Annotated in this window: 16 protein-coding genes; 8 read left to right on the plus strand and 8 right to left on the minus strand. The window is 72.5% G+C overall.

Translation table 11 applies throughout. The features are described 5' to 3' along the window. Nucleotides 1-6: 6 nt before the first annotated feature. The 5 genes from ABT118_RS27350 to ABT118_RS27370 form a co-directional block, all read right to left on the minus strand. The gene (locus ABT118_RS27350; RefSeq protein ID WP_350674498.1) at nt 7-1,437 is read right to left on the minus strand and encodes a nitrosuccinate lyase; all 1,431 of its coding nucleotides are present in this window, start codon (nt 1,435-1,437) and stop codon (nt 7-9) included. Then, nucleotides 1,434-3,338 carry an FAD/NAD(P)-binding protein gene (locus ABT118_RS27355; RefSeq protein ID WP_350674501.1) on the minus strand — a complete coding sequence of 635 codons (1,905 nt, stop codon included), beginning with the start codon at nt 3,336-3,338 and terminating at the stop codon, nt 1,434-1,436. The genes ABT118_RS27350 and ABT118_RS27355 overlap by 4 nt, the downstream gene beginning before the upstream one ends. A gap of 782 nt (nt 3,339-4,120) precedes the next feature. Continuing rightward, nucleotides 4,121-4,498: an excalibur calcium-binding domain-containing protein gene (locus tag ABT118_RS27360; protein ID WP_350674506.1), complete on the minus strand. Its 378-nt coding sequence runs from the start codon at nt 4,496-4,498 to the stop codon at nt 4,121-4,123. Nucleotides 4,499-4,502: 4 nt separating this feature from the next. After that, nucleotides 4,503-6,083 carry a prepilin-type N-terminal cleavage/methylation domain-containing protein gene (locus tag ABT118_RS27365; protein ID WP_350674509.1) on the minus strand — a complete coding sequence of 527 codons (1,581 nt, stop codon included), beginning with the start codon at nt 6,081-6,083 and terminating at the stop codon, nt 4,503-4,505. 62 nt (nt 6,084-6,145) lie between these two features. Then, entirely contained in the window at nt 6,146-6,760 is a 615-nt protein-coding gene (locus tag ABT118_RS27370) for a hypothetical protein (RefSeq protein ID WP_350674512.1), read from the minus strand. A gap of 321 nt (nt 6,761-7,081) precedes the next feature. On the opposite strand from ABT118_RS27370, the gene ABT118_RS27375 reads away from it, so the two are divergent. Both ABT118_RS27375 and ABT118_RS27380 read left to right on the plus strand, forming a co-directional pair. Beyond that, nucleotides 7,082-8,311: a type 2 periplasmic-binding domain-containing protein gene (locus tag ABT118_RS27375; RefSeq protein ID WP_350674515.1), complete on the plus strand. Its 1,230-nt coding sequence runs from the start codon at nt 7,082-7,084 to the stop codon at nt 8,309-8,311. A 122-nt stretch (nt 8,312-8,433) separates the two neighbouring features. Continuing rightward, complete coding sequence (locus ABT118_RS27380; protein WP_350674517.1) at nt 8,434-10,416, plus strand: FG-GAP-like repeat-containing protein; 1,983 nt, start codon at nt 8,434-8,436, stop codon at nt 10,414-10,416. A 256-nt stretch (nt 10,417-10,672) separates the two neighbouring features. On the opposite strand, the gene ABT118_RS27385 is transcribed toward ABT118_RS27380, so the two are convergent. The 3 genes from ABT118_RS27385 to ABT118_RS27395 all read right to left on the minus strand — a co-directional run bounded on the left by ABT118_RS27385 (nt 10,673) and on the right by ABT118_RS27395 (nt 12,676). Beyond that, complete coding sequence (locus tag ABT118_RS27385; RefSeq protein ID WP_350674520.1) at nt 10,673-11,224, minus strand: PadR family transcriptional regulator; 552 nt, start codon at nt 11,222-11,224, stop codon at nt 10,673-10,675. 87 nt (nt 11,225-11,311) lie between these two features. Further along, nucleotides 11,312-12,136, minus strand: a complete 825-nt coding sequence (locus tag ABT118_RS27390; protein WP_350674523.1) for a prepilin peptidase — start codon at nt 12,134-12,136, stop codon at nt 11,312-11,314. Nucleotides 12,137-12,289: 153 nt separating this feature from the next. Beyond that, nucleotides 12,290-12,676: a competence type IV pilus major pilin ComGC gene (locus ABT118_RS27395; RefSeq protein ID WP_350674526.1), complete on the minus strand. Its 387-nt coding sequence runs from the start codon at nt 12,674-12,676 to the stop codon at nt 12,290-12,292. Between the two features lie 207 nt (nt 12,677-12,883). On the opposite strand from ABT118_RS27395, the gene ABT118_RS27400 reads away from it, so the two are divergent. The 6 genes from ABT118_RS27400 to ABT118_RS27425 all read left to right on the plus strand — a co-directional run bounded on the left by ABT118_RS27400 (nt 12,884) and on the right by ABT118_RS27425 (nt 21,811). Continuing rightward, entirely contained in the window at nt 12,884-14,701 is a 1,818-nt protein-coding gene (locus ABT118_RS27400) for a GspE/PulE family protein (RefSeq protein WP_350674531.1), read from the plus strand. A 61-nt stretch (nt 14,702-14,762) separates the two neighbouring features. Continuing rightward, the gene (locus ABT118_RS27405) at nt 14,763-15,974 is read left to right on the plus strand and encodes a type II secretion system F family protein (RefSeq protein WP_350674534.1); all 1,212 of its coding nucleotides are present in this window, start codon (nt 14,763-14,765) and stop codon (nt 15,972-15,974) included. Then, on the plus strand, nt 15,971-16,408 hold the full coding sequence (locus ABT118_RS27410; RefSeq protein ID WP_350674537.1) for a type IV pilus modification PilV family protein: 438 nt from the start codon (nt 15,971-15,973) through the stop codon (nt 16,406-16,408). Before ABT118_RS27405 ends, ABT118_RS27410 begins: the two co-directional genes overlap by 4 nt. Further along, complete coding sequence (locus ABT118_RS27415) at nt 16,405-16,929, plus strand: type II secretion system protein (RefSeq protein ID WP_350674541.1); 525 nt, start codon at nt 16,405-16,407, stop codon at nt 16,927-16,929. The genes ABT118_RS27410 and ABT118_RS27415 overlap by 4 nt, the downstream gene beginning before the upstream one ends. Beyond that, a complete protein-coding gene (locus ABT118_RS27420; protein WP_350674545.1) occupies nt 16,926-20,717 on the plus strand; it encodes a hypothetical protein in 3,792 nt (1,263 codons plus the stop codon). Before ABT118_RS27415 ends, ABT118_RS27420 begins: the two co-directional genes overlap by 4 nt. Further along, on the plus strand, nt 20,714-21,811 hold the full coding sequence (locus tag ABT118_RS27425) for a type IV pilus twitching motility protein PilT (protein ID WP_350674549.1): 1,098 nt from the start codon (nt 20,714-20,716) through the stop codon (nt 21,809-21,811). The genes ABT118_RS27420 and ABT118_RS27425 overlap by 4 nt, the downstream gene beginning before the upstream one ends. Nucleotides 21,812-22,244: the final 433 nt, after the last annotated feature.

The raw sequence follows: 22,244 nt of genomic DNA on the forward strand, positions 1-22,244 counted from the left end.
CCTGGGTCAGCCGGTGGCCGCGGGGCCGGTGCGCAGGGCCCGGTCGACCAGGGGTTCGGCCATCCCGAGGTACCCCTCCGGGCGGCACAGCCCGGTCAGCTCGGCGGCGGTGAAGACGCCTTCCAGCTCGGGGAGTTCGGCCAGCGCCTCGGCGAGGTTGCGTCCCGTGGTGGCGGCGGTGGCCGCCGCCCGGGTGGACAGCGCGCGGGCGGCCGCCCGGCCGAACCGGGGGGTGAGCACGGCCGAGATCCGCTCGGAGACGACCTGACTACCGGTCAGGGCGAGGTTGGCGGCCATCCGTTCGGGCCGTACCTGCAAACCGTCGGCGAGCTCCACCGCCGTGTGCGCGGCGCCACCGGTCAGCCTGAGCGCCTCCCGCAGCAGGCTCCACTCGGCGTGCCAGACCCCGCCCGAGCGTTCGTCCTCGCTGATCAGGCACTGGGTCAGGCCGGCCGCGATGACCGGGACCTGGAGCGCGGCGCTGCGGATCAGGGTCGAGAGCACCGGGTTCTGCTTGTGCGGCATGGCGGAGGACGCGCCGCGGCCGGTGACCGGCTGCTCGAACACCTCGCCGACCTCGGTCCGGGTGAGGGTCTGCACGTCCACCGCGATTTTGCCGAGCGCGCCGGCCGTGAACGCGAGCGCGGCGGCCAGATCGGCGATCGGCGTCCGCAGCGCGTGCCAGGGCAGGACCGGCGTGGCCAGTCCGGTCTCGGCGGTGAAGGCGGCCAGCAGGCTGTCCAGGTAGCCGCCCGGATCGACCTCGGTGGCGGGGTCGGCGGCGCGGGCGTACTCGAGGTACCCGGCCAGGGTGCCGGCCGCGCCGCCCAGCGAGACCGGCAGGCCGGACTCCTCGACCAGCGCCAGCCTGCGGTCCGCGTCCAGCACCAACTGCCGCCAGCCGGCCGCCTTCAGGCCGAAGGTGGTCGGTACGGCCTGGAGCGCCAGGGTCCGTCCGGCCATCGGCGTGGACCGGTGGGTGGCGGCCAGCTGCCCGAGCACCTCGGCCACCCGGTGCAGGTCCGCCCGGATGATCCGCAGGGCCCGGGCCGAGACCAGCATCGCCCCGGTGTCCAGGATGTCCTGGCTGGTCGAGCCGGAGTGGACGTACTCCGCCGCCTCCGGGTGCTGCGCGGCCACCACCGCGGTCAGGGCCCGGACCAGGCCGACCACGGGGTTGGCGGTCTCCCGGGAGGCCAGTGCCAGCGCGCGGACGTCGAAGTTCGAGACCCGGGCGGCGGCCGTGATGGCCTCGGCCGCCCATTTCGGTACGACCCCCAGTCCCGCCTGGGCCCGGGCCAGCGCGGCTTCGGCGTCCAGCATCGCCTGCAGCCAGGCCCGGTCCCCGACCGCCGCCTCGACCGGGGTGCCGGCCCGGACCGGGGAGAGCAGTCCGGTGTCCGCCTCGGCTTCGGGCGGCAAGGTCTCGGGTGTCACGCGTCGGCTCCCATCATGTCGACTGCCTCGTGCTCCACGGGTCGGAGCGACAGTATGGCGCGGGCGATCGCGTCGGAGTCGCCCAGGGTCACCGAGTCGACCCCGGGCCGGATGCCGGCCGCGGTCACCCAGTGCACGCCCTCGGTGGGGACACCGAAGGCGAACCGTCTGGGGTGCGCCCGCCCTTCGGCGTCGACCACGCGGTACGGGCGGTCGGTCACGTGCACGCCCCCGGTCTCGTGGCCGCCGGCGCCCGGTATCCGGTAGGGCGCGACCTGACCGGTGCTCAGCAACTGCCGCAACAGCGGGTCGGCGGTGCGCCGGAGGTCGGGCTCGGGCAGCCGGGCCTCGATCAGCACCGTGGCCAGGACCGGCGGGCCGGGCACCCGCTCGGAGCGGGCGAGAAAGGTGCTCCGGTCGGCGTCGATGCCGATCGTGGTTGCGGGGCCGGTGAGTTCGAGGACGCCCGCCTCGATCAGTGCGGCCATCTGCTCGATCCGGTCGGCGGGCGGGCCGATCGAGAGGAAGGTGTTGAGCGGCGTGTACCAGCGCTCCAGGTCCTCGCGGTGGGAGGCACCACTCAGTCCGCCGTGGTCGACCGCGAGCCGGATCTCGTTCCGCAGGTCGCGCAGCACGTCCAGGGCCGCCTTCAGCGGGCCGTGGAGGTTGCCGGCCCGGGCCGCCCGGACGTCCTCGGCCAGGTAGTCCAGCAGCCAGGACCGGAACTGCGACCGGTCGCCGAACTCCCGGTCCGCGTAAGGCCGGTCCAGCCGGTCCCAGTCCCAGTGGTGGGCCGGGTCGATGCCGTACGCGTGCAGCAGTTCGGCCCGCCGCCCGGCACTGTCCGCCGCCAGGTAGAGCTCGGTGAACGGCGCCCGGTCGGCCGGGCGGTCATGGGAGTCGAGCAGTGCGCCGTAGTACACGCTCTCCACCTCCCGGGCGATCAGCGGCCAGAGCTCGGCGCGGAAGTCCAGCGGAGTGTCCCGCCGTCGCAGCCGGGTGACCAGGTCGGTCGTGATCAGCCGCGGGAAGTAGCGGCCGTGGGCACCCTTCTGGTTCTCCCCGCGCGCCTGGTGCGGCAGTCCGCGTCGCGAACTCGCGTACAGCACGGGCTCGTTGCCGGAGGCGTGGTAGACCAGTCGGCCGCCTTCGCGGGTGAAGGAACCGCCCCGGCCCTGCGTCAGCAGCGCCAGGTAGTCGAAGAAGTTCAGTCCGAGGCCGCGCAGCAGGACGTGCTCGCCCGGCCCGATGCCGCCCAGGTCGGCGTCGGCCGGGTTGCAAGGCGGCAGGTAGCGCAGGCCCAGTTCGGCCGCCTCCTCGGCCAGTTGCCGCTCCTCCGGCGCGAGTACGGTCGGCAGGTGCCCCTGGGCCAGCACCACGACGTCGAGTCCGTCGATCGTGCTCCCGTCGGCCAGCATGATCTGCTGTACCGGGTCCCCCGTGAGGGCCACCGCCCGGCCGGGGTGGACCTGGATCGTGACGTGGTCCGGTGCCTGCTCCGACACGCGCCGGAACATGGCCCGCAGGTACGCGCCGTAGAACGCCCGGGTGGGATAGGAGTCCGGCTGCGGGTCCGCCACCCCGGTGAGCGCCGCTGCCTCGGCTCCGGGTCGGGAACGCGCCCACTCGTACAGGCTCGGTCCGGGCTCGATCGGCCCGTCGATCCGCACGCTGGCGTCCGTGAAGACGGTCACCTGGGAGGACACCGTGTTCATCAACAGGTGCGGCGACTGGTCGGTGCGCCAGACCCCGCCCGCCCCGGGCGGGTTCGGGTCGACCAGATGGACCGTCAGGGGGTACGGGCGGGGGTCGGCCCGCTCGTTGGCACAGAGCCGTTCCAGTACGGTCAGACCGCGAGGGCCTGCGCCGATCAGTGCGATGTTCATCCGGGTCTCGGTCATGAGCGGAACCAGTCCGCTCGGACCGACCGGGGCCGACCGGCCTCAATGTCGTGTTCCGGACAGACAATTGGGCGCTCTTCACCCCTTGGGAATCCCCCTGCGGAGACGAAATCCCCCTCGGCCGGGATGTTGCTGTGCAGCCGCCGGAAAACCGGCCGCCGTCGGCGGACGTCCGACTCCGCCGGAGTCGGGTAAGTGGTCCCCACCATGCCCCCTCGTACCTAGCATCAGTTGCGGAAAACCTGCAACGCGGGTCTGGAGTGAGGGGGCTCTCGACCACGGCAAACTTCAATGATCATCATGGTGCCCAGGGTCCGCCGTCGGAGTCAATCCCTGATTCACCATCCGATTTGTCGCACAAGGCACCCGCAGGGAAGGCAGCCCCCGGTGTAACTTCCGACAGGGTAACGGTAGTTGCAGCAGATGTGGAGACTCTGTGAACCGACGAAAATGGTGCGCACCCGGCGCACATCCAGGTGAGGTTCGTCGCCTTCCGAACAGTCCCGCACAGCGGCTCAACCACTGCCGAGGTGATTCGGCCCGTCAGGCGATCCCGAACAGGACCGTGTCGTTCCTGCCGCCATCGGCAACGTCGGAGCAATGGCGAGCAGGAGCGGGGCGTGCGGACATCGGATGCCTTTCCGAGCGGACAGCGAAGGCCGTTCTTTCGCTCCGGTCATCGTTCGTGTTCGGCACGTACGCCGTCCATCGTGGAGTACCACGGGATTTCGCCTGACGGTGCACCATCTCCGCCCCGCGCCCCGGCCCCTAAGCGCTCGGCACTACCGGGCCGATGGCGACTTGAGCGGCTCGGCGACCGGTGCGCCGTCCACGTCGGTCATGAAGTCGCGGTGGACCGCCTTCCTGTCCTTGGGACCGGGGAGGTCCGGGCAGGCGATGCCGTCGCCGTCCCGGTCGAGTGCGTTCGGGTCGAGCGCGTCCGCCCGCAGCACGGCCTGCGCGTCGGCCTGGGAGGTGAAGGCACCGCAGTCGACCACATGCCCCTGCCGGACGTACGGCGCGACGTCGAACGGGTGCTCCGGGGGGCCGTCTCCGCCGCCGCACGCGGTCAGTGCGATCGCCGCGATCACACCGACGACAGCGGCGGCGGCGGTACGGCGAACCGGACCATTACTGGTGTTGCGCGTCTGCTCCGACATTGTCCTAGGCCGGTCCCGTCCGGAAGACCGAGAGGGTTCCGGCCCCCGGATCGACCGCGTACAGCTTCGCCGTGGTGTTGTTCACGGCCAGCGCGCCGAACTGGCTGGACAAGCCGAGCGGAGCCTGCGTCAGGAGCGTGCCGCCGTCGACCACTCCGACCCCGCCCTGCTTGCCGCCGACGCTCAGCTGGGCGACGAAGACCCGGTTGAAGTTCTTCAGCACGGCGGCCCGGTGCGCCTGGTTCCCGAGGGCGGTCGTCACTCCGCAGACCGGCGCCTGTCCGGTGACGGTGGTGCCGGTGATCCGGTCGACCCGGCCCCCTGCGGTACCGCAGTTCGTCCCGCCGTCGAGGTGGACGTAGACCGCCCCCGCCACCGGGTTGTAGACCGCGGTCATGGGCGTGTAGGGCGTTCCCACCAGGTCGTCGACGGTGGTCGAACTGCCGTCGACGGGGTTGATGACGATCGTCGTCGCGACGGGCTTCCACGCGCCCGAGGGATTCGCCGGGTTCGGGACGCACCGCTTGGCGAGCAGGTAGACCAGGTTCCGGCCGGGATCGACGGCGATGGTGCCACGGGCGCTGTTGGCCAGCAGGACGACCCCGGTGCCGGGGCCGCAGGTCCCCTTGGTCGGGAACCGCGCCAGGACGGTGGCGGCATGGGTCTGCGCGTTGATGCTGAAGACGCCGAGGCCGGCCGCCTCGCTGTCACCGGTGCCGAGGTTCCCCTTCGTCAGGTACACGGCGTGGTGCACGGGGTCGAAGGAGAACTCCGTGCCCGTGCCCACGGGCACGACTCCGGCAACGGGCAGCGGGATCGGTGTCGCTGACGTGCCGCCGGCCGCGATGTAGGCCACCGCCGAGGAGCCGGCCACACCGCCGACGACGTAGACGTCGCCGTTCTCGGGCGAGACGGCGAGCCCGGAGACGGTCGTGCTGAATCCGCTGACGCGGGTCACCCGGTTGGCGTCGGCGGTGTCGATGACCGCGACGCCGCCCGTCCCCCCGACGTAGACCTGGCCCGTTCCGGGGTTGACCGCGATCCGGGTCGGACTCGACACGGTGCCGGCCAGGTCGATCGGAGCGCCGATCTGCGTGTTGGTCCGGCCGTCGACCACGGTCACGCTGTTGCTGCCGGTGGCCGCGACGTACACTCGGTCGGCCTTCTCGTCGACGGCGATGTCGGCCGGATTCTGACCCACCGGTACGGCGTCCGCGTCGCGCTGCGTCGCGGTGGTGGTGTCGTACAGCACGAACGACGACCGCTCGCCCCGACCGCACTTGTTCTCCGTACCGACCGTCAGCATGGTGTAGGCCGGTTCACCGGTCAGCAGCCCGGCGGTCCTCAGGTCGTCGACCGTCCCGTACCGGCCGTACTTCGCGCAGTAGGACTCCTCCGCCGTGCGCAGCGTGGCCGCGTCCGCGGCGGCCGCGCTCTTGCGGCCCTTGTCGCCGATCCCCCGGACCGAGAACACCACGATGGCGGCCAGCACGCCGAGGATCACGATGACCACGAGCAACTCGACGAGGGTGAAGCCGTCCTGGCGTCTGGCGCGCAGCGAGGACAGGCGGTGGTCCGGTGTCATGGCAGTCGGGGTTTCCTTCGATCGATGGTTCACGTTCGGCGCGGGTGCGAGGCCTCGCCGCGTCACGGGGTCGCCCGCCGCACGGGCTTGACGTCCTTCGGGGCCGGCAGGTCCGGGCAGGCGACGCCGTTCCGGTCGCTGTCGAGGCGGTTCGGGTCGGCCGGACCGAACCGCAGGACGGCCTGCGCGTCGGCCTGGCTGGCGAAGTCCTGGCAGTCGTAGGCGTCGGTCCCGAAGCGCAGGAAGTACCGTGCGTCGAAGGGCCGTTCGGCCTGCGGGCAGCGTGCGCTCCGGGGGTCGCCGGGGTCGCACGTCCCCGGCTCGACGGTGCGGATGACCGGTCTGGTGTCGCGTGGTGCCGGCAGCCCGCGACAGGCGACGCCGCCACCCTCGTCGTCGAGGTGGTTCGGGTCCTCCGGGTTGGCCCGCAGCACCGCCTGGGCGTCCGCCTGACTGGCGAAGTTGACGCACTCGAAGGCGTCGCCGTGGGTGGCGTACTCCTTCGGCTCGAACTCCTTGCCGTGCGGGCAGAGCGCGCTGCGCTGGGTGCCCGGCGTGCACCATGCGGGGTCGGACCGCTGGGCCTCGGCGGCCGCGTCCGACCCGTCGCGGACGAGAGCCACGACGGCCAGCGCCACCACGGCCGCCCCGAGCACCAGCGCGCTCCACCTGGCCACGCGCGAACCCGACAGTCTGCTCAACAGTGCCATCTCACGCCTCTGCCCATCGTGCCGCCAGCCCCTTCCGTGCGCATGGCAACGGACCGACGACCGTCGGCCGCCGGCCCCGCTGCAGGCTGGATACGTGCATTAGATCCACCGCCGACAGGGTTGTCAACCATTGACTACTGGGCCCCGGAGTGGCCACCATCTAGGCATGTGCGGCGCTGTCGTGCCAGGAAGGCTCGCAGATGCCAGGGCAGTTCGGATGTGGCCCGATCCCATCCGCAGAGCGCCCGTCCGACGGCCGCCGCCACCCGAATCGACGAGGAGCAACAGATGCAACCCAGGTCGAGGCGCAGTTGGAGCGCCCCGAACACCGCCCGCACCGCGCTGCGCCGGATCCGGACCGCGTTCGCAGTGGGGGCCCTCGCGACGGCGCTGATCGCCGTCGCGTCACCGGCAGCACTGGCCAGCACGAACGCGCAGGTCGGCGTCGCCAACAACATGTACCCCGCACTGCGGGAGATGAAGGGGACGATCGAGTCGCTCGAGTCGTTCACCGCCTTCAGCGCGAACGCCGCGTCCCAGGTCGGCGGGTTCTGGAACAAGCCGGCCATCGACACGTCGACGATGCGCGGGATCACCTCGGGCAGCCTGCGCCAGCAGCTCAAGAGCGCGGGCCCGTACACCACCTGCAATCCGTCGGTGTCGAACAACTGCGTCGACGGTCCGCTGCACATCGACGCGTTCCTGTCCGCGGACGCGACCAACGTGGACGCGGTGATCCCGGTCTCGGACGGGGGCACCTGTACCGCGAGCGGGAGCGTCGAGTGCAACGGCCTGGTGTCGAGCAGGCACGCCGTGGCCATCGGGCACCTGGCGATCTACAGCTGCAGCGGCAGCTGGGCCGGCTCGACCAAGGGTGACGACCCGTCGAACGCCGGGAGCCCGCCGCTGGCGTTCGGCGCGGACGCCAACGGCAGTGGCAACGGCAAGGCGCAGTCGCCCCGGTGCGACGCGGCGGCGGTCACCGGCGGTGCCCCCACCACGATGTCGGGGGTGGTGAGCTGGCTCGGCACGAGCGGGCACCGGATCGCGGTCGCCGACCCGGCCTCCGCGCCGTTCGGTGCGGCGTCCAAGCAGGCACTGATCCAGAACGGGTTCTCCTGGGTCGCCAGCGGCGTGGGCCAGAACGTGTTCACCGGGAACGCGTGCGACAGTGCGGGCACGGCGTGCAAGGTCCGCCTGGAGTCCGGGATCAGCCAGGTGCGTGGCGCGGTCACGGCGAACGCCGGTGGCAACACCCAGCTCGGCCTGGTCGCCAAGTCCAACATCATGCACGTGAGTTGGAGCTCCAGCTCGCTGAGCGGAACCACCGGCAACGACCCCAACACCTGGACCGACGTCGATTCGAGCGCGTACTCCGGCTACGGGGAGATCGAGCAGTACGGCGTCGCCCTGAGCGGCGGCAACACCGGCGCGGCAGCAGCCTGGGACGACCTGTTCAACAACAAGTGGGACAGCAGCAACCCGATCCAGTCGACGCTCGCCGCCTACGGCTACTAGGACCTGAGCGATCCGGACCGCCGACCCGCGTCGGCGGTCCTCCACCCTCCGCACGCCGGCGGTCGCACCGCCGACGTGTGTCACCAACTCGCGTTCCCCAGGCCCTGGGAGGGGCCTCATCCATGGGCAGATCAGCACGTCGGTACCTCATGCCGGACGGCCGCTCGCTCGCGCTCACGCGCGGTCGGTCCCGCCGGGTCCCGGCCCTCGCCCTCGCGCTGGCGACCGTCGTCCTGGCCGGCAGCCCGGCCTCGGCGGTCGGCGCCGAACCCACCGCCTTCGCCACGGCGGTGAACCTCGACGACAACGGCCGCGGCAGCTCCGCCGTGGCGATCGGCGACCTCAACAACGACGGGAAGCCCGACCTGGTGACGGCGATCCGGGCCGAGGGCCTGGGCGTCTTCCTCGGCTCGGGCTCCGGCGGCTTCGGCACGGTGACCAAGTACGCGGCGCCGCGCACCGTTTCGAGCGTCTTCCTCGGCTCCGCGACCGTCCGCGACGTCAACGTCGACGGCCACCAGGACGTGATCAGCCACGACTCGCGCGGCAACGTCGCCCTGGTGTGGCTCGGCAACGGCGACGGCACCCTCTCCGCCGGGACGAAGGTGCAGCTCAACCCGGTACCCGGGTGCGACACCACCGGCGACAACCCGTGCATCGCGCGCTTCCCGACCGACGTCGCCGTGGGCGACTTCAACGGGGACGGCAAGCCGGACCTCGCCACGTCCAACGCGAACACCAACAACGCCTCGGTGGTGCTCGGCAACGGCGACGGCACCTTCGGCACCGCAACCCAACTCGCCCTGGGCGCCGCCCCGCAGGACATCGCCGCGGCGGACCTCGACGGCGACGGCCACCCGGACCTGGTCACCGCCAACTCCTCGACCGGCGCGCTCTCCGTGCTCCTGGGCGACGGCACCGGGGGCTTCGGCACGCCGTCGAGCGTCCCGGCCGGTGTGACGCTGCCGTCCAGGGTCAGGCTCGCCGACGTCAACGCGGACGGCGACGCGGACGCGATCGTCCTGGCCACCGGCTCGCCGGGGCGCGCAGCCGTGCTGCTCGGCGACGGCGCCGGCGGCTTCGGCACCGCGAACGTCCTGTCGGCCGGGACGAACCTCAGCTCCGTGTCGGTGGCCGACCTGAACGGCGACGGCCGCACCGACCTGGTCGTCTCCAGCGCCGACTCGAACGAGGTCGTGGTGCTGGAGGGTGACGGCACCGGCGCCTTCGGCAGCCCGATCGCCTTCGGCCTCAACGGCGGTCGCAACCCGCAGGCCACCGCGGTGGCCGACCTCAACGGCGACGGACGCCTCGATGTCGCCACGGCCAACAGCAACGGCTCGGCCACGTACGTCAACGACGCGTCGGTGCTGCTCAACACGACGAACCGGCCGCCCACGGCCGCGAACGACTCCTACGGCCAGGTCGGGGCGGACACCCCGCTCGTCGTCGGTGCTCCTGGTGTGCTCGGCAACGACGCCGATCCCGACGGCAACCCGCTGACCGCGTCGGTGGTCACCGGACCGGCGCACGGCACCCTCGCGCTCAACCCTGACGGCTCGTTCAGCTACCAGCCCGGCAGCGCGTACGTCGGCAGCGACAGCTTCAGCTACAAGGCGACCGACGCCACGAACGAATCCAATGTCGCGACCGTGACGATCACCGTCACGGCCGGCTGCCGCGGGCTCGCCGCCACGATCACCGGCAACGGGGGCGTGACCGGCACCAGCGGCGCCGACGTGATCGTGACCGGCAACGGGAACGACAGCGTCAGCGGGAACGGCGGCAACGACACGATCTGCACCTTCGGCGGCAATGACGCCGTGTCGGCCGGCACCGGTGCCGACTACGTCGATGCCGGTGACGGCAACGACGCTGTCAGCGGTGGCGACGGCAACGACATCCTCCAGGGCGGCGCCGGCGACGACGCGCTCTCGGGTGGCAACGGCGGCGACACCGTGGTCGGCGGCGCCGGCGGCGACACCCTCGCGGGCGGCAGCGGTGCGGACGTCTGCGCCGGCGACGCCAACGGCGGTCCGGTGCTCCCCGGCACGGATGCGATCTCGGTCGGCGGCTCCTGCGAGACCGTCCTCGAGGTGCCGTAACCGACGGCCGGTTCCGGCCGGAGGCCGGAACGAGATGAGGGCTCGGCGATCGCGGTGACGCGATCGCCGAGCCCTGCTCGTCGGTGCACCCCCGCCGTCGAGCGGTCCGTGCGGCTGCCGGCGCTGCGGCCGGTCGCACGGGTGGGGGTGCCGGGGTCTCGTCCGCCGTGGTCGTTCCGGCTGCTGCCGGTCGGATTGCACGTCCCGCGCGGGGCGGTGACGTGGTTGCCGAGGAAGGACGACCACGGGCGTGACGTCAGCCGGTCTTGGCCGCCACCTGCCCTGCGCCGACGTCGACGGCGTCGAGGAACCGGCGGGCGGCGCGGACGTGTTCCAGCCGCCAGGCGTAGATCGCCCGGGACAGGTGGTCGCCGGCGGCGTCCTCCTTCGCGCGCAGCGACTCCTCGATCTCGTCGATGACGACCCGTTGACGCTCGATCAGGCGGGCCGGGCTGGTGTCCCGGCGCTGGAGCAGCAACAGCTTGCAGGTGAGGTCGGCCCGGACGTCGAACAGCTCGGTCACGGGTTCGCTGAGCCACCGGGTGACCGTCGTCTTGGCCGAGCGGGTGGCGGCGTAGACCATGCGCTGCGGGCCGCGGTTGCCCTCCTCGGCGCCGACCGGCGTGATCAGTTCGCGCTCGACCAGCCGCGTGATCGACCGGTAGACCATCGGGCGGGAGACGTACCAGAACTCGCCGATGTCCGCGTTCTCCGCGGTGAGGGTGGCGATGGCGAAGCCGTGGCTCGGCCCTTCGGCCATGAGCGCGAGCACGATCCACTCGGCCAGTGGGAGATCAAGTTCCTTCATGGTAACAAGGGTAGGGATCGCCACCGTGCCGACCCATACCCCTGGCCGGAACCGGTGCGAACAGGCGTCGGCGGCCGACCCCGGCGGTCATGGCCCGCCGGTGACCGGGGCAAAGGGCGCACCCGTCGCGTACGGGTCGCCCAGGCTCTCGTACCAGTGGACGACGGGAGCGCCGGCCAGGATCGCGGCGATGGCACCGGCGACCAGGAACACCCCGAACGGGAGCCTGGTTCGGCGGGTGGCCCGGCCCGAGGCGATGAGTGCGGTGCCCACCAGCAATCCGACGGTGCTGCCGGCCAGGACGGCCAGCACGAGGTGCGAGGGACCGAGCCAGCCCAGCCCGGTGCCGAGCAGGCCGGCCAGGCGCACGTCGCCGAATCCGAGCCAGGCCGGGCGCACCCAGTACAGGGTGAAGAAGACGGCGAACGCCCCGGCGCCGCAGGCCGCGGTCACGCCGAGGCGCTGCCACTGGCCGGTGGCCGCCGCGGCCGCGAGCAGGCAGGCGGCGGTGAGGCCGAGCGTGGGGTAGATCAGCCGCCGGGGCAGCAGGAAGTGCTCGGCGTCGCACGCGGCCAGGGCCAGCAGCCCTGCGGTGAAGACCAGTTGGGCCGGCAGCACCTCCGACCGGCCGAACCGCAGCGCCTCGGCCGCGAACAGGATCGCGGTGAGCGCCTCGAGCAGCGGGTAGCGCACCGGGATCGGCACCCGGCAGGAGCGGCAGCGCCGGCCCAGCAGGAGCCAGGACACGACGGGGATGTTGTCCCGGGCCGCGATCGGCACGGCGCAGTGCGGGCAGGCGGAGCGGGGCCGCAGCACCGAGCGCCCGGCCAGCACCCGGGAGACCGCGACGTTGAGGAAGGACCCCACCGCGAGTCCCAGCAGACCGATGATCACGACGAGTGCGGGTGGCATGGGCGCAGTGCTGCCGTTCCGTGCGGGCCGGTCGACACCGGCGGCGGGTCGGGCCGCCAACGACGGTTGGCCAGGCGGCGATCGGGCTGCCACCTGGCCAGTTCGACGTCCGGCGACCACAGGTGGGTCACGTCCGGGGAGGACTCCCCGGGATCAGCTGCAGGGGTTCGTCGGGCTGCCGGCGGCCGGGGTCACCGGCGTGATGGCGTACGTGTTGCTGTTGGGGGTCGGAGCGGCGTCGTACCAGGTGGAGGGGGAGGACAGGAACCCGCCGCTCACCAGCTCGGCCATGGTGGCGTACCCGCCGCGGCCGCTGGCCAGGTACGCCTCCTCCGCGGTCTGGATGGTGGCCTTGTCGGTCTTGCAGGCGGCGCTCTGGCCCTTGTCGTTGATGCCGCGGACGGAGAAGACGACGATGGCGGACAGCACGCCGAGGATCACGATGACCACGAGAAGCTCGATCAGGGTGAAGCCGGCTTCCGCCGTCTCGTTCCGGGTGCGGGCGCGTCGGCGCAGCGCGCCTTGCAGGTTGGTGAACATCTTTCCCCATCTACCTACGGCGACCGGCGCCGGTGGGGCGCCGGGCGATAGTAACTGCCTGAGTAATCAGCCGTAGACTACGTAGCCAGGGATAGGCCCGCAAGGGTTTGCATCTGCGAGTTCCCGCTCCGGTGACAGGCTCGCAGATCCGAGGGCCTGATGTAGTATCCCGCTGACTAATCAGCAGCTGACATGGGGGTGGGTTCGTTGGCGGGTCGTCGGCTTCTCAGGCGCCGCGCGGAGACGACGGACGGCGCGGGCGAGCAGGGCTTCCCGCTCGACGGAGCACCGAGCCCGGCACCGGAACCGGCAGCCGAACCGGTCCGCGCGGCGACGCCGGCCCCGGAGCGGACGGGGGCGCGGATCGGGGAGCTGCTGGTGCAGCGCGGGCTGCTCACCCCCGCGCAGACGGACGAGGCGCTGCTGCAGCAGGCGGCATCGGGCAAGCGGCTCGGCGCCCTGCTGGTGGAGCTCGGCATGGTCGACGAGCGGTCGCTGATCGAGGCACTGTCGGTCCAACTCGGCTTCCCGGTGGTCGATCTGCGCCAGAGCCGCCCCGACCCCGAGGCGGTCGCCCGGGTGCCCGAGGCGCTGGCCCGCTCGCTCGGCGTGGTCGCCGTGCAGCAGACCGGGGACACCCTGCTGATCGCGGCCGGCGACCCGGCCGACCCGCGGGTGCTCGACCAGGTCGGCCGGGCCGTCGCACCGGACCAGGTCCGGTTGGCGATCGCGGCCCCCGCGGACATCCGGCGCTCGATCGACAGCGCCTACCGGGCCCTGACCGGCGTCAGCAGCCTGGTCGAGGCCTTCGAGGCGACCGAGACCGGCCGCAGCGCCAACTCCGGTGCCAGGGCGGTGAGCGAGGACGCACCGGTGGTGCACCTGGTCAACCTGATGCTGACCCAGGGCCTGCGCGACCGGGCATCGGACATCCACGTCGAGCCGCACGCCGACCGGGTCCGGGTCAGGTACCGCATCGACGGCGCGCTGCACGACGTGCTCAGCCTGCCGGAGAGCATGGGCCCGTCGCTGGTCAGCCGGATCAAGATCATGGCCAACATGAACATCGTCGACCGGCGGCGTCCGCAGGACGGGCAGATCACCACCGGGATCGACGGCAGGTCGGTCGACATCCGCGTCGCGACCAGCCCCACCATCTGGGGCGAGAAGGCCGTACTGCGGCTGCTGGACAGCAACCGCACCCTGCTGCGGCTGGGCGAACTCGGCATGCCCGCCGCCACCTACGAACGGTTCGCCGCCCTGCTGCGCTCCCCGTACGGCATGGTCGCCTGCGCCGGGCCCACCGGCAGCGGGAAGACCACCACCCTGTACGCCACCCTCGGCGAGCTGAACCAGAGCGAGCGCAACATCACCACCATCGAGGACCCGGTGGAGTACGTCGTCCCGTCGGTCAACCAGATCCAGATCAACGACCAGGCGGGCATCACCTTCGCGACCGGGCTGCGCTCGATCCTGCGGCAGGACCCGGACGTGATCCTGGTCGGCGAGATCCGGGACGCCGAGACGGCGCGGATCGCGGTCGAGTCCGCGCTCACCGGCCACTTCGTCCTGTCGTCGATCCACGCCGCCGACGCCTGCTCCGCGCTGCACCGGTTCGCCGACATGGGCATCGAGCCGTTCCTGATCACCTCCACCGTCGCCGGCGTGGTCAGTCAGCGACTGGTGCGGCGGATTTGCGACCAGTGCCGCGAGCCGTACCGGCCGGGCGTGGACGAACTCGCCTTCTTCGTCCAGGCCGGCGGGTCCGCCGACGCCGAATTCTGGCAGGGCCGGGGCTGCAACTTCTGCTCCCGGACCGGCTACCAGGAGCGGATCGGCGTCTTCGAACTGCTGGTGATGAGCGACGCGGTGAAGCGGCTGCTGGTCGAGCACGCGCCGATCCACAGCCTGCGCCGGGCCGCCCGCGAGCAGCACATGGACAGCCTGCTGGACGGCGGCGTCCGGCTGGTCGAGCAGGGCGTCACCACCATCGCCGAGATCATGTCCAGCGTGTACGTGGCCTGACCCCTGACGACCCGTCACCGACAGCGCGAACCCCTCCCCCGGACCACAGGAGTGCATCGGCATGGCCACCTTCAAGTACGTCGCGCTCGGCCCGGACGGGAGGCGGGCCACCGGTGAGCTCAAGGGCTCCAGCGTCGACGGCGTGACCGACAGCCTGACCCGGCAGGGCTACGACGTGCAGTCGGTCAAGGCCGTCGGCCGCAGCCTGCTGCAGCTCGAACTCACCGCGGAGAAGGTCGACCTGGTCGAACTGAGCAACTTCTCCCGCCAGATGGCCGCCTTCATCAGGGCCGGCGTGCCCATCCTGGACGCGCTGGAGATCATCCGGGCCGAGACCAGGGACCGGAAGCTGGGCCGGGTGATCGCCGACGTGATGGACTCGCTGCGGTTCGGCGAAGGCTTCGCCACCGCGATGTCCGCCCACCGCCGGGCACTTCCGGCGTTCTACGTCTCCGTCCTCCGCTCGGCCGAGGCGACCGGCGAACTCGACCTGGTGATGGCCCAGTTGGGCCGCTACATCGAGCGCGACGTGGAGGCCAGGCGCAGTGTCCGGTCCGCCCTGACCTATCCGGCCCTGGTGATGGGTCTGGCCGTCGCGGTCATCCTGGTCCTGGTCGTCTTCGTGCTGCCGCGCTTCAAAGCGTTCTTCGAGTCCTTCCACGCGGAACTGCCGCTGCCGACCCGGATCCTGCTGGGCTTCACCGACTTCGTCGCGGCCTGGTACCCGGCCCTCCTGATCGGGTTCGCCGTGCTCACCGCGGCCCTGCTGGCCGGCCTGCGGACCGAGCGGGGACGGGCGCTGCGCGACCGGTTCCTGCTGGCGGTGCCGGTGCTCGGCGACGTGGTCCGCTTCATGGTCATCGAACGGTTCTGCCGCATCCTGACCTCGATGATCAAGGCCGGCGTGCCCGTACCGGAGGCGCTCGGCCTGGCCGGCGCGGGCGCCAACAACCTGGTCTACGAACGGTCCATCGGGACGGCCCGGACGGAGATGCTCGAAGGCGGCGGCATCTCCCGGCCGATCGCCCGCACCGGGCTGTTCCCCGGGGCGGTCACCCAGATGATGCGGGTCGGGGAGGAGACCGGGACGCTCGACGACCAGCTCGAGAACGTGTCGGACTTCTACGAGAAGGAGCTCCAGCACAAGCTCAAGCGGCTGACCAGCCTGTTCGAGCCCACCGTGGTCATCCTGGTCGGGGTGGTGGTGGGCTTCGTGGCCGTCGCCCTGCTCTCCGCGATCTACGGCGTGTACAGCCAGGTCGGCGTCCAGTGACCGGCCCGGCCCGCCGCCCGCAGCCCCGTCGTGGCGAGGAGGGCGAGACGCTGATCGAGGCCCTGGTCGCCGTGGCGCTGATCGGCATCGCCTTCGTCGCCGTCCTCGCGGGCATCGGCACCGCGATCATCAGCTCGGCCCGGCAGCAGCAGGTGACCGGCGCCGACTCGGTCGTGCGCAGCGCCGCCGAGAAGGTCATCGGCGACCCGTACGCGCCCTGCGCCGGGAGCTACCGGACGCCGACGCCGCCGGCCGGGTTCACCGTGACCGTCGAGGTCGAGTACTGGGACGGGACGGGCGCGTTCGCCCGGCGCTGCCCGGCCGCCGACACCGGGGTGCAGAAGGTGACGCTCACCGTGCACCCGACCGGCCCGCACCCCGTCCGGGACACCACCCTCGAAGTGATCAAAAGGGAGTCGGTGCTGCCGTCATGACGATCCGTCAGCCCAACGGGCGCCCGGAGTCGGGGTTCACCCTGACCGAGTTGCTGGTCACGATCGTCATCGTGGGCATCATCGCGGTCCTGCTGCCGAACGCGCTCCTCCTCGGCCTCCGGTTCACCGCAGGCACCGAGACCCGGATCGCCGCCACCAGCGCGACGGGCACGCTGAACCGCTACTTCTACGGCGACGTGCAGAGCTCGGACAGCGTCACGACCGCCCCCGGGTGCGGCGCCACCGACGCGATCGTCCACCTGAGCCGGACCGGCACCGACGTCGTCTACACCTACGACCCGCCGACCGGCGCCCTCAACCGGACCACCTGCACCGACGGACGGGTCGTCACCACCCTGCTGGGCCGGTTCGACCGCGCCGCACCGACCCGTCCGGTGACGCTGATCTGCGGTGCCGAGACCTCGTGCACCTCGCCCATGGAGGTAACACTCACCGTGCGGAGCGATCCCGCCACTCCCCCGACGACCCTCACGGCCGTCCGACGATCGAGCGCGTCATGACCGGCCGCCCGCGCCGCTTTCGCGGGGACGAACAGGGCGCGACCCTGGTCCTCGCGCTGGCCTTCGTCGTCGTCTTCAGCCTGATCGCCGTGTCGGTCCTCGCCTTCGCCGGCACCTCGCTGAAGGCCGCAGGCGTGTACGCCGACCAGGGCAGGCGGGCCTACAGCGCGGACGGCGCCACCCAGCTCGCGATCGCCGACTTCTCGCGCGGCAACCCGTGCACCGACTACACCGCTCCGCCGCTCAACGGCCGGCAACTGGTGGTCCACTGCGATCCCCTCAACGCGTCCCCCGCCTCGACCCGCCCGACCCAGCCCCAGGACGCGCTGCGCAGCCTGGGCCGGGCAACCGGCGACGGCATCCACGTGACCGCGCCCGGCCTGCGCGTGCAGGGAGGCGTGTTCTCCAACTCCGACATCACCACCGGCACCGGCGCCTCGATGACGGTGACGGGCGACGTGTCCGCCGTCGGAGCCTGCTCCGACGCCGTGTCACGGACTCAACTGCCGCCGTCCCAGCCGCCGTACGCGCACGGCTGCGCCAACGACACCCCGCCGGCTCCCGCCGACCCGGTGCTGGGCGCGGACCCGGACTACACCCCGCCCGCCACGGCCGTCCCGGTCCGGCGGACGGTGCCCGCGTGCCCCGCTCCCAGCGCCGGTCCCGGTTCCTGGCTGGTGCGCCTGCTGCCCGGCTCCTACGACGACGCCCGCGCCCTCACCCGTCTCACCGGCGGCGACTGCCCGAACGTCGTCGTGTGGCTGCAACCGGGGCTCTACTACTTCGACTTCGACTTCACCGGCGGCCCTGCGGTCTGGACCGTCGGCGACCCCACCGTCAGCGTGGTCGGCGGCACCCCGGCGGGCTGGGACCCCGGCGCCGCCGCCCGCCCGGCCGTCCCCGACCCGGGCGGCTGCGACCGGACCCGGCGCGAAGGCGTCGAGGTGGTGCTGGGCGGCGGCAGCCGGTTCCAGGTCGACCGCGGACAGGTCGAACTGTGCGCACCGGTGGCCCCGGACGCGCAGCAGGTGGCGGTGTACGGAGTCCAGCCGCCGAGGCCGTCCCACCTGCTGACGGCGACGGCGGTGGTCGCCGACACCGGCTTCGCCAACCCGGCCCAGGCCCTGACCTCCGGCGAACGGCCGACCCTGCCCGGGTGTCCGCACCCGTCGGGCGCCCCGGGCACCTCGGGCTGCACGGCCGACGCCGTCCTCGGACCGACGGACCGTCGATCGGCCTCGCTCCAGCTCGCCGGGTTCACCCCGCAGGTGCCGCCCGGCTCGGTGGTCACGAGCGCGACGCTGCACGTCAGGCACCAGGACGACGGTGACCTGACCGCCCCCGGTGCGGTGGCGGTCACCACCGCCGTCGGCCGGGACACCTGCCGCACCGACAGCCTGCCCCGGCACCCGGAGCTCGCCACCGATCCGCCGCTCGACCTGCTGGGCGCGTGCGGACTCACCGACCCGACCCGGCTCGCCGGTCTGACGGTGACCTACACCGCCGCCCTCGATCCCGACGGCAGCGCCGGGACGGAACGCCTGGACGGCATCTGGCTGGAGGTCGCCTACCGCACGCCGACCACGTCCAAGCCGACCTCGGTGGCCGCGTCGACCGGGTTCGCCGACCCCGGCAGTGCCCTGGAGATCGGCGAGCAGCCGACCCCGGCGGTGGCCCGCGCCGAGCCGGGTCCGGCGGCCCCGTCCGCGTCGATCACCCTGGCCGGGTTCGGCCTGCCGCCGCTGCCGCCCGGGTCGCGGGTCGACTCCGCCGTCCTGCGGGTGGCCCACCAGGAGACCGGCACCGCGGCGGCGCCCCGGATCACCGTCAACCCGGCCGGAGGCGGCGGCAGTTGCACCGGCCTGCCGCTCACCCGGCGGACCGACCTGGGCGACGACCGGATCGACCTGAAGGCCTGCGGCATCACCGACGCCGACCGGCTGACCGGCCTGACCGCGACCTACACCGCCGCCCTCGGCGCGGGCGGTACCGGCACCGCCGACCGGCTCGACGGCATCTGGCTGGAGGTGGTCCACACCCCGCCGCCCCCCAGGCCGGCGACGCGCGCGGCGTCGACGACGTTCCTTCCCCCGGGCGATGCCAAGGTGGTCGACGGCACCGGCACGGCCCGGGCCGTACTCGGTTCGGCCGCGCCGACCGCCGCCATCGACCTCGGCGGCTTCGACACCGGCGCGGTGGCGCCCGGCTCGGTCCTGGACCGAGTCGTGCTGCAGGTCGCGCACCGCGACGATCCCGGAGCCGCCGGAGGGCCGCCGCCGACCGTCGTCCTGACCGTCTCCGGCACCGGCACCGCCTGCGACACCCAGCACGCCCTGACCACCCGTCAAGGAGCGCTCGGGGTCGACCCGGTCGACCTCGCCGCCTGCGGGCTGACCGACCCGACCCGGCTGGCCGGCCTGGCCGTGACCTACTCCGCCACCCTCGGCCCGGGCAGTACCGGCGCCACCGACCAGCTCGACGGGATCGCCCTGGACCTGGCCTGGCGGCCCCCTGTCACGGTCCGGCCCACCACCGCCTCGCCCTCCCCCGCAGCGGCGTTCGCCGACCCCCGGAACGCGCTGGCGATCGACGCCGCCGTCTCGACCGCGACGCTCGCCGCGGGCACCCCGTCGGCATCGGTCCGGCTCGGCGGGTTCGCGCTGCCGCCGCTGCCCGCCGGGGCGGCGATCGACAAGGTGCTGCTGCGCGTCTCCCACCAGGAGGACTCGTCCACCCCGGCTCCGCCGACCGTCGGGCTGACCGTCTCCGGCACCGGTACTGCCTGCGACGCCCAGCACGCCCTGACCACCCGTCAAGGAGCGCTCGGGGTAGACCTGGTCGACCTCACCGCTTGCGGAGTGGCCAAGGACGGCCGGCTGTCCGAGCTCACGGTCGACTATGCGGCAGGGCTGGGCACCGACAGTACCGGCGCCACCGCCCGGCTCGACGGCGTCGAGCTCGACCTGGTGTTCCGGGCCCCGTCCATCCGGGCCCTGTCCGGCTGCCTCACCACGGGCAGCGGCTGCGCGGTGCTGAAGTCGACCGCCGACGCCGACACGGCCGCCGACCGCAGCCGCCTGGTGATCAACGGCACCGTCTACACGCCGACCGGCGCCGTCGACCTGGCGATGCGTCAGGTCGGCTCGCAGGTGGTCACCCGCGGCATCATCGCCCGCACCGTCACCCTGGGCATCAGCCCGGCCGCCGGATACCTCCGCCCGGTGATCGGCATCCCGCCGGAGCCGGTGCAGTTCACCACCTATCCGGCCGTGAGCGCGAAACCGGCGTCGGTCTCCGCGGCCACCGGATTCACGGCCCCGGCGCCCGGCGCACCCGTCGACGTCGCGGACGCCACCGTCCCCGGCGGCGGACGGGCCTCCCTCACCCTCGGCGGTTTCACCCCGCCGGCACCGGCCGGCACCGGGCCGCTCGACCACGTCGCGCTGCAGGTGACGCACCGGGAGAGCGGCGACGTGGCGGCGGTGGGGATCTCGGTGGACTTCACCGGCAGCACCTGCACCGGCGCCGCCAACGCACTGGCCGTGCCGGTCCGTTCGGGTTCGGACGGACCGGTGACCGACCGGATCGACCTGGCGCCGTGCGGCCTGACCGACAGCTCCCAACTGGCCGGGCTGACCATCAGTTACTCCGTCACCGCCGGGAGCGGCGGCGGGACCGGACACCTCGGCGGCACCCGGATCGACCTGCTGTCCGGTCCGCTCCTCCAGGCCGCCGTGTCCTTCGACGGGCACGCCGGCACCGTCAAGCAGTGGAGAGTCCTGACATGAGCGAGCACACCGCCCCGGGTCCGGGTTCCGCGGTCATCGACCACCTGCTCGGCGAGCTGTGGGCGCGGGGCGGCAGCGACCTGCTGCTCACCGCCGGAGCGGCGCCGTTCCTCCGGGTCGACGGCGCCCTGCGACCGGTCGAGGGGGCCCCGCTGACCGAGCCCGAGGTCGACCGCCTGGTGACCGGGGTCCTGGGCGGGGAGCTCACGGACCGGTTCCGCCGGGAGCGGCAGGTCGACTTCGCGTTCAGCTGGGGGGAGCGGGCCCGGTTGCGCGGCAACGCCTTCGTGCAGCGCGGCAGTTCGGCGCTGGCGCTGCGGATGATCCCGTTCGAGGTGCCGTCGCCGGAGCAGCTCGGGCTCCCCCCGGTGGTCACCGGGTGGGCGGACCTGCCGCGCGGGTTCGTGCTGGTCACCGGACCGACCGGGTCGGGGAAGTCGACCAGCCTGGCGGCGCTGCTGGACCACGTCAACACGTACCGGTCGGCGCACGTCCTCACCATCGAGGACCCGATCGAGTTCCTGCACCCGCACAAGCGCTCGGCGGTCAGCCAGCGCGAGGTCGGCACCGACACCGACTCGTTCGCCGCCGCGCTGCGCTCGGCCCTGCGCGAGGATCCCGACGTCCTGTTCCTCGGCGAGATGCGCGACCCGGAGAGCATCGCCGCCGCCCTGACCATCGCCGAGACCGGGCACCTGGTGCTCGCCACCCTGCACACCAACGACACGGCGCAGACGCTGGACCGGATCGTCGACGTGTTCCCGGCCGAGCAACAGCCGCAGATCCGGCTGCAGTTGGCGCACATCCTGGTCGGCATCCTGAACCAGGCGCTGGTCCCCCGGATCGGCGGCGGCCGGGCGGCCGCCTTCGAGGTGCTGGTGGGCACGCCGGCGATCCGCAACCTGATCCGCGAGGGCAAGACCCGCCAGCTCCGCAACGTGATCTCGACCGGCCACCGGGACGGCATGCACACCCTGGAGGCGGGCCTCAACTCCCTCGTCGCGAGCGGCACCGTCGCCTACGAGGAGGCCGTACGGCACTCGTCCCACCCGGAGGAGATCCAGCGGCCGCACGCCCCGGCCGGCCGCGTCTGACCGTTCCGCTCACCCGTCCGGGCGCCTGCATTTCCACTTCCAGCCCCATTTCCTCCACCGCCTCGCGGGTCGGCCCGGGTTTCCACCCCTGGCCGCCACGTCGCCAATCCTGACCGCCGTGATGATGCCAGGAAAGAAATTCCGGACCGAACTGCGCCCGGCAGCGGGCCGTGTCCGGGCTGACACCGAGCACGCATACGACCTGACCCACGGCGCAGCACCGCATCTGCGAAAAGTAGGCATTTTCAATTCCGCGCATCGTCTTATCGGATGACCACGCAGCACCGTTTGTCGGAAGGCCCAAAACGAGGGGACCACGGCTTCCCATTCTTATGAGGTTCGACCGAACGAGAAATGCGATGCCCCGGCCCTGCTTTCCCTCGCGGATGCGAGGCGCCCGCTGCGGCGGCGTTTTCACCCGGCTAGCGTGGCC

This window comes from Kitasatospora sp. NPDC002040 (assembly GCF_040296785.1).
Classification (GTDB): Bacteria; Actinomycetota; Actinomycetes; order Streptomycetales; family Streptomycetaceae; genus Kitasatospora.

What these genes read in the sequence shown, in the direction of transcription:
- ABT118_RS27355 (WP_350674501.1), bottom strand. Translation starts at nt 3,338, where the DNA reads ATGACCGAGACCCGGATGAACATCGCACTGATCGGCGCAGGCCCTCGC.
- ABT118_RS27360 (WP_350674506.1), bottom strand. Translation starts at nt 4,498, where the DNA reads ATGTCGGAGCAGACGCGCAACACCAGTAATGGTCCGGTTCGCCGTACC.
- ABT118_RS27365 (WP_350674509.1), bottom strand. Translation starts at nt 6,083, where the DNA reads ATGACACCGGACCACCGCCTGTCCTCGCTGCGCGCCAGACGCCAGGAC.
- ABT118_RS27375 (WP_350674515.1), top strand. Translation starts at nt 7,082, where the DNA reads ATGCAACCCAGGTCGAGGCGCAGTTGGAGCGCCCCGAACACCGCCCGC.
- ABT118_RS27380 (WP_350674517.1), top strand. Translation starts at nt 8,434, where the DNA reads ATGGGCAGATCAGCACGTCGGTACCTCATGCCGGACGGCCGCTCGCTC.
- ABT118_RS27385 (WP_350674520.1), bottom strand. Translation starts at nt 11,224, where the DNA reads ATGAAGGAACTTGATCTCCCACTGGCCGAGTGGATCGTGCTCGCGCTC.
- ABT118_RS27390 (WP_350674523.1), bottom strand. Translation starts at nt 12,136, where the DNA reads ATGCCACCCGCACTCGTCGTGATCATCGGTCTGCTGGGACTCGCGGTG.
- ABT118_RS27395 (WP_350674526.1), bottom strand. Translation starts at nt 12,676, where the DNA reads ATGTTCACCAACCTGCAAGGCGCGCTGCGCCGACGCGCCCGCACCCGG.
- ABT118_RS27405 (WP_350674534.1), top strand. Translation starts at nt 14,763, where the DNA reads ATGGCCACCTTCAAGTACGTCGCGCTCGGCCCGGACGGGAGGCGGGCC.
- ABT118_RS27415 (WP_350674541.1), top strand. Translation starts at nt 16,405, where the DNA reads ATGACGATCCGTCAGCCCAACGGGCGCCCGGAGTCGGGGTTCACCCTG.
- ABT118_RS27420 (WP_350674545.1), top strand. Translation starts at nt 16,926, where the DNA reads ATGACCGGCCGCCCGCGCCGCTTTCGCGGGGACGAACAGGGCGCGACC.
- ABT118_RS27425 (WP_350674549.1), top strand. Translation starts at nt 20,714, where the DNA reads ATGAGCGAGCACACCGCCCCGGGTCCGGGTTCCGCGGTCATCGACCAC.